Origin of the sequence: Gordonia rhizosphera NBRC 16068, assembly GCF_000298195.1 — a bacterium.
Classification (GTDB): domain Bacteria; phylum Actinomycetota; class Actinomycetes; order Mycobacteriales; family Mycobacteriaceae; genus Gordonia; species Gordonia rhizosphera.
Map to the genome: position 1 here is coordinate 1 of NZ_BAHC01000232.1, position 10,708 is coordinate 10,708.

At 66.1% G+C, this 10,708-nt stretch carries 9 protein-coding genes; 5 read left to right on the top strand and 4 right to left on the bottom strand.

The window, feature by feature from the left end; genetic code table 11:
• The 3 genes from GORHZ_RS27265 to GORHZ_RS27275 all read left to right on the top strand — a co-directional run.
• On the top strand, positions 1–388 hold a 388-nt coding region (locus GORHZ_RS27265; protein WP_006338950.1), incomplete at its 5' end, for an FAS1-like dehydratase domain-containing protein.
• Positions 388–804, top strand: coding sequence for a MaoC family dehydratase (locus GORHZ_RS27270; protein ID WP_006338951.1), 417 nt, complete (start codon positions 388–390; stop codon positions 802–804). The genes GORHZ_RS27265 and GORHZ_RS27270, both read left to right, overlap by 1 nt.
• A 41-nt stretch (positions 805–845) precedes the next feature.
• On the top strand, positions 846–1,712 hold the full coding sequence (locus tag GORHZ_RS27275) for an alpha/beta fold hydrolase (RefSeq protein WP_006338952.1): 867 nt from the start codon (positions 846–848) through the stop codon (positions 1,710–1,712).
• Positions 1,713–1,761: 49 nt separating this feature from the next.
• Here the strand turns inward: GORHZ_RS27275 and GORHZ_RS30440 are convergent, their stop codons facing one another.
• From GORHZ_RS30440 to GORHZ_RS27285, 3 genes are read right to left on the bottom strand one after another with little or no spacing between them, the layout of a single operon-like run.
• A complete protein-coding gene (locus GORHZ_RS30440) occupies positions 1,762–1,989 on the bottom strand; it encodes a zinc-binding dehydrogenase (RefSeq protein WP_373279638.1) in 228 nt (75 codons plus the stop codon).
• Positions 1,990–1,993: 4 nt separating this feature from the next.
• Entirely contained in the window at positions 1,994–2,791 is a 798-nt protein-coding gene (locus tag GORHZ_RS27280) for a PaaI family thioesterase (protein WP_006338953.1), read from the bottom strand.
• The gene (locus tag GORHZ_RS27285; protein ID WP_040533822.1) at positions 2,788–4,482 is read right to left on the bottom strand and encodes an AMP-binding protein; all 1,695 of its coding nucleotides are present in this window, start codon (positions 4,480–4,482) and stop codon (positions 2,788–2,790) included. The genes GORHZ_RS27280 and GORHZ_RS27285 overlap by 4 nt, the downstream gene beginning before the upstream one ends.
• Positions 4,483–4,689: 207 nt before the next feature.
• On the opposite strand from GORHZ_RS27285, the gene nrdH reads away from it, so the two are divergent.
• Both nrdH and GORHZ_RS27295 read left to right on the top strand, forming a co-directional pair.
• Positions 4,690–4,911: a glutaredoxin-like protein NrdH gene (nrdH, locus tag GORHZ_RS27290; protein WP_006338955.1), complete on the top strand. Its 222-nt coding sequence runs from the start codon at positions 4,690–4,692 to the stop codon at positions 4,909–4,911.
• A gap of 439 nt (positions 4,912–5,350) precedes the next feature.
• Entirely contained in the window at positions 5,351–8,005 is a 2,655-nt protein-coding gene (locus tag GORHZ_RS27295; RefSeq protein WP_006338956.1) for a LuxR C-terminal-related transcriptional regulator, read from the top strand.
• Positions 8,006–8,033: 28 nt separating this feature from the next.
• On the opposite strand, the gene GORHZ_RS27300 is transcribed toward GORHZ_RS27295, so the two are convergent.
• Positions 8,034–10,708: PEP/pyruvate-binding domain-containing protein (locus GORHZ_RS27300; protein ID WP_006338962.1), on the bottom strand; the 2,675-nt coding region annotated here is incomplete at its 5' end.

Sequence of the window (10,708 nt, forward strand, 5' to 3'; positions counted from 1 at the left end):
TAAGGTCCGCGAATTCGCGACGGCCACACACGCGACAGACCCGGTCCACACCGATGCCGAAGCAGCGGCACGCGCCGGATTCGGGCGCATCCCCGCAACCCTCACCCACGTGGTCGTCGCCGGACATCACCGCAATCAGCAGGAGTTCGTGAAGGCACTCGGGTTGACGATCGAACGCGTCGTGGTGGGGTCGGTGGAATGGGATTACGCGCGTCCGGTCGTGGCCGGTGATCGCCTGACCGGGACACGTCGCGTTGTCGACGACATCACCCGAGAGGGCAAGCGTGGCGGAACCATGCGACTGGTAACACTCGAGACGACGTGGGTCGACGCCGACGGCGACACCGCCGTCACGCAGCGCGAAGTCCTGATCGAGAGGGGTGCATGATGTCGCGGGCGCCGATCGTGCTGAGCGACGGTCAAGACATCGGGTCCCGGTCTATCGGTCCGATCACCCAGACCGACATCGTCCGATTCGCCGGTGCCGGTGGGGACTTCAATCCGCTGCACCACGATGCCGACTACGCGCGCAAGGCCGGGCTTCCCGGCGTCATCTCCATGGGACAGATGCAGGCCGGAATGCTCGCCGCCTGGGTCGCCGACCTCGTTCACGTCGAGAACGTGCTGTCGTTCTCGGTACGGTTCGCTTCCCCGCTGGCCATCGGCGAGACTCTCGATCTCGCCGGCACCGTCGCAGCGGTGGACGCCGCGACCGGTACCGCGACGCTGGAGTTGCGGGCGGAAGTGTCCGGGCGCGTGGTGATCTCCGGGAAAGCACGGGTCCGCATCAGTCCGGCGGGGTAGTCTGCAGGCGTTCGCGACGATCCGCACCACGAGGATGTGCCATGTCCCCCAAGACTTTCGACTTCACCGACCGCGCCCGCGACAATCTCGTCGCCTACCGTTGGGACCCGGCGTCGACGCCGACGGCGGCGATCGAACTGGTACATGGCATGGGGGAACACGTCCTCCGCTACCAGCACGTAGCCGACGCACTCACCGACGCCGGATTCGTCGTCTACGGCTACGACCAGCGTGGCCACGGCGCGACGATCGGCGGTGCCGAACCCGGACAGGTCGGCGCCGAGGGCTGGGCGGCGCTGGTCTCCGACATCGGCGAGTTCGCGCGGCTGATCCGCACGGAACACCCGGGACTCCGGATCGGGCTCATCGCACACAGCATGGGTTCCTTCGCCTCCCAGCAGGCGCTGCTCACCCAGTCCGCCGCCTTCGACGCCGTAGCACTCACCGGTACCGCCGCGCTCGACCTCCTCGAACCCGCACTCGACCTCGACGCTCCCCTGGACCTGGCGATGTTCAACGCCGCCTTCGAACCGTCACGCACCGAGTACGACTGGCTCAGCAGGGATGACGCGACCGTCGATGACTACGTCGCGGACTCGCTGTGCGGCTTCGGTCTCGACACCGAGGCCACTGCGGCCATGTTCGCCGGGGCCCGCGCGCTCGCCGACCCCGACAAGCTGGCGGGTATTCGCACGGACCTGCCGATCTACCTCGCGGTGGGTGATCAGGACCCGGTCAATGCGGGCCTTGCGCTGTTCGACCCACTGGTCGAACGTCTGCGCGGCGCGGGTCTCACGGACGTGACCGCGACCGTCTACCCCGGCGCCCGGCACGAGATCCTCAACGAGACCAATCGGGCAGCCGTCATCGGTGAACTCATCGACTGGCTGCGCGCCCGACTCGCTTGAGCTGACGCCCGGAATGCTCAGCGGCCCTCCCGCGCCACAGCTGTGGCGGTCACGGACACAGCACGATCTTGCCGAAGGTGCGCCCCGCCTCGAGCATCCGGTGGGCCTGCGCCGCGTCGTCGAGCGGGTAGGTCGCGGCGATCGTCGGGGCTGCACGCGGCCTGTTGCCACCAGGTCGAGCAGGCCGCGGAAATCGTCGGGGCCACCCATGGTGGTGCCCAGCAAGCTGTACTGGCCGAAGAAGAACGGCCAAGCCCGACATCACGATGGCCTTCATAGCGTCAACTCTGGACGATCACGGTGGAGATCGAGCAGGGTTTGCCCGACGCGTTCGCGGCGACGACGCGGACCACGGCGACCGACCGGCCCCGGTGTAGCAGATCCGACCGGAAGGTCGTGAGGTCGCCGGCATTCCCGGGTCGGACATAGACGATGTCGATGCTCGTGGTGCGGAGGACACCCCCGGCATCGACCGCCGACATCGCGGCCAGTTCCGACCCGATGATCAGGACACCGCCGTGCAGGTTTCCCATCCCGTTGGCCGCCAGCGTCGTCGGCGGGAGGTCGACCACACCGGGTGTGACGTCGCGGAAACCCAGCGCGGCCCGGATCGATGTCTCGGGCCGCGGCGTGTCGAATTGCGTTGCGCTGCTGTGAGGTTGCCCGTCGACGGGGACGAGATGCGACCGCTGCGTCACCAGGGCCAGTGTTCTTCCCGCACCGTCGACAACCGCTCCCCGGGTGGTGCCGCTCCGGTCGTCGCGAGCGATCAGCTCGCCGATGACTGTCATCGGTGATCCTTCGACCGGCGGATCGGCGAGAAAGTCGACCCGGATGCCCAGGCTGACGGGCCACTTGTCCTGTGGCACACCGGAGGCGACCACGTGTCCGGTGACGTCGTCGAGCGGGACCCCGAGGGCTCCGCGGAGGTTGCCGGCCACCGGATCCCCGTACCACTGTCCCGCGGCGACCGTCAGTTCGGCCCGCTGCGCGGAGAGTGCGACCGGGCTGACCCGCAGGAGAGCCTCGGCGCCGGAGATGACGAACTCGGGTGTGGTCGTCGTCGGCGTCCCGGTCACTGCGCCCCGGCGGCCGTCGGCTGGTTCAGTTCGTCGGCAACCTTCTTACGGAGGACGTGCTTCTGGATCTTGCCGGTTGCGGTCATCGGCAATTCCTCGATGACGATGACCCGTTCGGGAGTCTTCTGGATCGCGACACCCCGGTCGGTGAGGTAGCTGCGCAGGTCATCGACCGAGGGCGGCTCATGGCCGTCCTTGGGCACGACGTAGCAGCACACCTTCTCGCCGAGTTTCTCGTCGGGCATCCCCACGACGGCGAGTGCGAGAAGATCGGGGTGATTGGCGAGTTTGTCCTCGACCTCACGCACGCTGATGTTCATGCCGCCTCGGATCACGATGTCCTTGGTACGGCCGGTCACGCGCACGAAGCCGTCGGCATCCATCACACCGAGATCACCGGATCGCGAAAAGCCCTCGGGCGTGAACAGTTCCGCGGTCGCATCGGGCCGGTTGAGATATCCGATCATGTGCGAGGGCCCGCGGTAGGCGATGTCGCCCTCGGTCCCGCGCGGCACCTCCAGGCCATCGGGTCCCACGATCTTGACCTCGGCACCGGGTAGCGCCGCACCGTCGGAGGTGATCGCACGCCCAGGATCGTCGGTGACCTGGCAGGTGGTCGTCGTCAGGTTCTCGCTGCGACCGTAGAGCGACAGGATGCTGGTCGTCGGCAACTTGGCATTCGCGTTCTCGACCACCGTTGCGGGGATCGGCGACCCGGCGCACGTCCACACCCGCAGCGACGACAGGTCCGCGTCGGGATGCTCGTCGGCGGCGGCCAGGAGGGTCTGGAGGAAGGTCGTCGCCGTCACCGCGGCGGTGCATCCGTACTTCTGGATCTCGGCCAGTCCCGCAACGGGGCTCCACTCGGCCATGACGTGCGTCGCCGCGCCGGCCATCAGCGGGATCAAGACGCTGGTGACCAGGCCCGTCGTGTGCGTGATCGGTGACGGCCCGAACTGCACATCCGCCTCGGTGTGCCCGAACGCCACGGCCAGGGCGCGCGCACCGGAGGCATAGGTGTTGAAGGTGTGCAGACAACCCTTGGGACGCGAGGTGGTCCCCGAGGTGTACACGATCACGAAGGGGTCGTCGGGATGCACCCGGAAGTCGAGTTCGGCATCGATGTCGACGACGTCGACGTCCTCGACGATGAGATCCTCGAACACGGCGATGTCACGCGCGGCGAGGGCGTCGCGGGCATCGTCTCCGGCGCGGACCGCGACGATCGATTCGAGCGTGGCCGACTCGCGACGGATCTCGTCGAACATCGATACGTAGTCGAAACCCTTGAACTCTGCGGGCGCGATCGCCATCCGGATCGTGGCATCCGACACCACGTGCGCCACTTCGTCTTTGCGGTAGATCGGCATGATCGGGACCATCACCACCCCGATCCGCGACAGGGCCGCGGCGACCACCACGAACGCCGCCCAGTTCGGCAGCTGTACCGCGACCCGATCACCCGCACGGAGCCCGCGCCGATGCAGCCCCAGAGCAACTCGCTGCGACGCGGCGTACAGCTCCGCGAAGGTCAACGCGTAGGTCCCGTCGGTGATGAACACCTTTCCCGGATTGGATTCGGCGCGTGAGCGCAACAGTTCCGTGAAGTTCTCATCGGTCCACTGACCGCTCGCGTAGAACTCGTCGACTTGTTCCTCGGTGTACCGACCGAGGTCCCGCTCGCTCGTCATGGTGCTGTCCTCCGTCAATCTGCTCAGTGCTTTCGCTCTAAAGATTAGAATGGTCTGACCTAAAATCGCAAGGGGTGCAGCCTCCGGATATCCTCGGTGCCGGAATCACGGCGAGCCACCAACTGCTGCGCTGTAGCTACCGGCGTCGGCCCGCAACGGATCTCGCCCGGCCGGGGCGGGGTCAGTTGCGGCGGAACCTCAATCACCATGTACACCAAGCCGGCATGCGTGCGATGCCACACCACCCGCGCGGCCCTCGACAAGGCCGGTCTGGACTACACCGTCATCGACATCAGCGTCGACGACACCGCCCGCGACTACGTGATGAGCCAGGGGTATCTGCAAGCCCCCGTCGTGGTGGCCGGCGACGATCACTGGTCCGGATTCCGGCCAGACAACTTCAAGCGCCTCGCCGCCGCAGCGGCCTGACACCCGCGAGGAGATCACGCCGATGACCGACTACGGGAGGAACATCGTTGCGACATTAACCACCCACCAGCAGAGCGCCGAACATCGCCGGCTGGCCGTGCGTGACAACCTCGCCCGCATCTAACCGAGGAAGAAGAAGCCACGATGACGACCATGCTTACAGGATCTTGCCGCCGACCCCCGCGACCGACTGTCACGAACTACAGGACGATAGGCAAGGGTCTTCCCTTGTCGCACGCGCAGACAAGATCGTTGACCACCGAGCGCTTGCCCGGTGCCTACCGATGGAGGGACGAGATGCCGATCAATGCGACGCTGCGACTACCTCACCGGACCGCGCTACCGGCAGACCCCGGTACTCGTGTTACCCACGTCACCTTTCAGGTACAATGCGATAATGGTTAGACCGAATAAGCACCTTGCGATCGTCGACTGATCGATGACGGCAGAATGGCCGCTGACCGGCCGCGACGACGAACTACGGCTGATCCGACGCACACTCCTGAACGGCAATCGTGGCGTCGTGCTGTCCGGACCGTCGGGTGTGGGCAAGTCGCGGCTGGCACGCGAGGTGCTCGGGGAGTGCCGCAAGGCCGGGTGCTCGGTTTTCGGTGTGACCGCCACGAGCGCGAGTAGCTCGATCCCGCTGGCAGTGTTCTCCGAACTCCTGCCGGCGGACGTCGAGGAGTCGAGGACTCCTGGGGCCCAACTGCTCAGTCAGTGCGTCGCCGCACTGGTCGACCGCGCCGACGGGCGGCGGATCGTGGTCGCAGTCGACGATGCGCATCTGCTGGACTCGGTGTCGGCGGCGCTCGTGCATCACATCGTCGAATCCGGCATCCTGACCGTCCTGACGGTTCGGAGCGGCGAGGCCGCCCCCGACGCCGTCGTCGATCTCTGGCGATCGGAAATGACCGACCGCCACGACCTCCGCGGCCTCGACGAGGCCTCGGTCGCGTCCGTCCTCGGTGAGGTCCTCGGGGCACCTGTGGACGAAGCGGCCATCGCCGACCTCATGTCGCGATCCCGGGGCAACATGATGTTCCTTCGCGAACTCGTCAGCGGAGCGATCGCCGAGGGCATCCTGCGTGATGACGGCGGTATCTGGCGCCTGGTCGGTGATCTGCACCCATCGGACCGGTTGGCCGAGCTGGTCGAATCGCGACTCACCGGCCTGGCGAGGGACGAGCGCGACCTCCTGGAGATCATCGCGATCGGAGAGCCGCTCGATCCCGACGAGGTGAGTCTCCTCGGGGACCTGAACGTCGCCGAGTCGCTGGAATTGAACGGGCTGCTGAAGGTCTCGAGACAGGGTTCCCGGTGGACGATCCGGATCTCGCACCCTGTTTATGGCGACGTGCTGCGCACGCGGGTGCCCGCTCTGCGGGCCCGCGCGATAGCTCGGACCCTCGCCGAGGCGATCGACACGAGCACGTCGGACCACAAGGATCTGCTTCGCCTCGCCACGTGGCGGTTCCTGAGCGGGGACGGCGATCCGGAACTTTTTCACGCGGCCGCGATCGCGGCGAGGTGGCGGTATGACTTCGCCTTGGCCGAGAAGTTTGCGCGCGCCGCGATCGACTGGGGTGGAGGGCCGCGCTCGGTGGTCCTCGCCGCGCAGCTCGCCGCACTGCAGGGCCGGACCGCCCAGGCGAACGATGATCTCGCTCGCCTCGCGGCGTCGACCGAGGACCCGCTTGCGGCGGCCGAGATCGAGCTGATTCGACTCGACAACATCATCATCTACACCGGCGCCATCGTCGACGGTCTGGCGATCGCCGAATCAGCCGAGTCGAGCCTGCCCGCCAGCGACGTGAGAGACGAGATCAGCGCACGCAAAGTGGCGTTGGTACTCGCCGTCAGTGGCCCCGGCCGAGCAGTGCAGGTCGCGACCCCGCTTCTCGACTCAACACATGGTTCCGCGTACGTATGGGCATCGATGCCCGCGTCGTATGCTCTGGCGAGAAACGGGCAGATCGATCGGGCGATCGACGTGGCTCGTCGGGGCCGACAGGCTCATCACCACCTTCGCACTCCCACCGACTGGTATCCGTGGATGCATTCCTTCTACGAGGCCGAGGCGCTGGCCCACGCCGGCAGGTTCGTCGAGGCGGATTCCCTGGCCGACGCTCAGTACACGGCTGCGTTGACCGACCGGAGTGTCGAGGCGCAGGCCATGTTCAGCTGGCATCGGGCGAAATCGGTCCTCGACCGGGGTCATGTCGATGATGCGCTGCGGAACAACCAGATAGCCTTGTCGATCTATCGACAGCTGGGTCGCCCGCAATTCGTCGATTTCTGTCTGATCTACCACGCACTGGCTCTCGCGTTGGCGGGTCGACCGGACGAAGCGGACGCGGCGATGCACGCACGGGAACACTTGGACGTCGACGACTCCTATTTCATGGGTATCGACTCGATGCTGACCTGTGCCTGGATTGCCGTCGCGCGCAGCGCTTTTCGCGATGCCCGGGATGAGCTGATCCGGGCGGCGGAGGTCGGTGAGCAGATCGGCGATCTCGTCGGCTCAATGTCGGCGCTCCACAGCTTGGCCCGGATCGGTTATGCAGGTGACGCAGTATCACCAGCCGCGTCGTTGTCGGATCGGCTGGACGGTGCTCTGGCCCACGCTAGGATGCGCCACATCCGGGCGCTCAGCGAGCGCAATCCCACCGAGTTGGATGCGGTGTCGGCCGAGTTCGAGCAGATGGGTGCGCTGCTCTTGGCGACGGAATCGGCGGCGGATGCTGCAGCGGCCTGGAAGCGCGGCGGTGACCTGCGGCGCAAGGCGGCAGCAGATCGGCAAGTGGGTCGGCTCCACGATCGATGCCCGTTGGCGCACACTCCCGCGATCGGTACCGCCGAAGTCCGCGCCGTGCTGACACCGGCCGAGCTGGAGGCAGCGCAACTCGCGTCGGCCGGCCAGTCGAATCGGATGATCGCCGAAACCCTCGTGGTCTCGGTGCGGACCGTCGAAAACCGACTACAGCATGCGTATACCAAACTCGGCGTCCACGGGCGTGCGGAGTTGGCCGCCGCGCTCGCCGCGACACCGACGGACGCGGCACAGACCGCAGAGCGGGCGTCGAGCTGATCGCTCGACGCCCGCTCCCAACAGTGAGTCAGAAGATCGACACCTTGAACTGTTGATTGGCTGCCTCGGCCTGGGCGGCTCGGGCCTGCTCCTCGAGTTCGGCGAGTTCCCGTTCGATCTGTTCGAGATCGTCGCCCTCGTGGATCTGGATGACGCCGGTATCGCCGTTCACGGTGATCGTCGCACCGTCCGGAATGAGTCGGCGCGCGCCCGGCAGCTGGGCTCCCGGCAGGCCGAATTCGCGGGCGATGATGGCGCCGTGGCTGATGAGGCCGCCACTCTCCAGGATGATGCCCTTGATACGGCTGAACACCGGCATCCAGCCCGGGTCGGTGGCGTGGACCACGAGGATGTCGCCGCGTTGGACACGACCGATCTGGCTCAGCTCGTGGACCACACGAGCGGTGCCGGTGATCCGTCCCGCACTCGTCGGCTTGCCCGCGAACACTCCCTCACCCTCGATCTCGGGCTCGTCGATCGCCGCCGGGCGGCTGCTCTGGAGGAACGGTGCGGGGTCACGCCGGCCGGTGTTGATCTCGTCGAAATGCACACGCCGTGAGTCGATCTTGGCGCGCGTCAGCCGCTTGTTCTCCTGTCCGGCCAACACGTCGTAGAGCTCTTCCATGGTCAGGAAGTAGCATTCCTTCATCTCGCGCAGGCCACCGCGTTCCACGCAGCGCCGACCGACCTCTTCGAAGCAGATCTTGATGTTGTAGGTCGACCAGTCCATCACTTCACGCTCGTTGTCACGGTACTCGAGGGAGCGATGGATGAAGTCGATCAACGTGTCGAAGATCTGTGCCTTCCAAGTGCCGCCCTCTTGGTCGGCGAGGTTGTCGTGCACGTGCTTGATCGTATGCTCGAGCCGTGCCCGGGTCTCGAGTTCCTTGGGTCGCGGGTCGGGTTCGTCGAGCATGCCTTGGAGCGGGATGAGGTCGACCAGCACGTTGTCGGCGCGACGATCGAAGTAGATGTCGCGGTCCGGGTGTCCGCGATGACCGCGCTTGGCGACGTACTCTTCGTACTTCGCCCGGAATGCCGGGCCATCGATGCATTGATCGAGGAAGTCGAAGAATCGCTCGTCAGGGTAGATCTCGAGGAGCGAGCGGAGTTCCGGTGAGCGTCCGATCATGTTGGCCAGTTCCCAGGCGGCATGGCTTTCCTCGCCGACGATGTTCGGTCGGCGGGTTCCCGTGACCAGATCGACGAAGATGGCGTCGCGATCGCCGGTGTACCAGTTGAAGCAGATCCAGCCGAGCCACCCCATCGCCTCGCCCATGTACCAGAGCAACCCGTTCCATGGTGGGTCGTAGGACGCCACCTCCAACCGGATCACGTCGGCGAGGTGCTTCTTGAGTTCCTCGTCGGACATCTCCGCGCGTTCGGCCTGCGTCCGAGGGCGCGTGGCCTCGCGGTACTCCGCACCGTTGATGAAGTCACGATCGAGGTAGCGCCACCAGTTGAAGCCCATGTCCGGCCGTTCGGTCTCCACCTTGCGGAACATGTCGAGGTAGCGCCCCCAGTCGAAGGGTGCTTCCAGGCATTCCTCGTGGTACGCGGTCGGCACCTTGTGCAGCATTCCGGGACGCAACTGCGGCGGCACCGACTCCTTGATGCGGTGCCGGTCAGCCTCGACGTTGTAGTAGGACACGCCCTTGTGGTAGCGCCAGAGTCGCCGCGTGGTGTGGTCCTGAGCGGGGTAACCGAAGGCGTGAACGCCCACGCTGTGGCACTGGTTCAGACCCCAGCAGCGCCAAGAGAACATCAGGGGCGAGATGGCACCGGTCCACATCTCCTCCGGGAACACACGCGACCAGATGTTGTCGTACGGAACGGCTTCGAGATCGTCATTACCCTGTACCGAGGACGTCACGTCGGAGTCCCAGGAGAAGTCGACTCCGGTCACGGGTCGCGCCTGCAGCGTGTAGAACGTGCCGTCGGTGTACCCCCATTCGATGTCTTGGGGGAAGCCCTCGTAGAGGTCCTGGATTCCCGCGCCGATCTTGGCCAGTTCGCAGACCTGATCGTCGGTGAGGGTGAACTCGTCGCGTCGGACGCTGTCGACGTCTCGCTGGACCGTGCCGAGTCCGGTTTCGGGGTTGCGGACGACCTCGACCTCCTTGCTGCCGAGGGTCTTCTGGGCGAGGTCGAATCGCTTGTGCCGCAAGATGTATTCGTCCGGTGTGGTGATGCCCTGGACCACCGCCTCGCCGAGTCCCCAACTGGCGTTGACCATGATCTCGTCGGTGGCCTCGTTCACGGGATTCCCGGTGAACATGACACCCGACACCTGCGACGGCACCATGGTCTGCACGACGACCGCGATCGACGGGAACGCCGTGAATCCGCCGCTCTTGCGGTAAGCGACCGCGCGCGCCGTCCACAGGCTCGCCCAGTCCTTCTTGATGGCCTCGAGTACCTCGGTACCACCCTTGATGTCGAGGTAGGTGTCGTGGAGGCCGGCGAACGACGCGCCGTCGAGGTCTTCCGCCGTTCCCGAGGACCGGACGGCGACATACACGTCGCCGAGCTCCGCATACTCCGCGGCCACCGCGGTCGCGACCTCGGCCGGCATCTGCTCGTCGATGATCAACTGGCGGATCTCGGCGACGATGCGTTCGAGTTGCTCGGCGTCGCCGTAGTCCGCGTCGCCGAGCAGCCCCTCGATCGCCTGCCGGATCGGTGCGATGTGCGCGTCGTAGG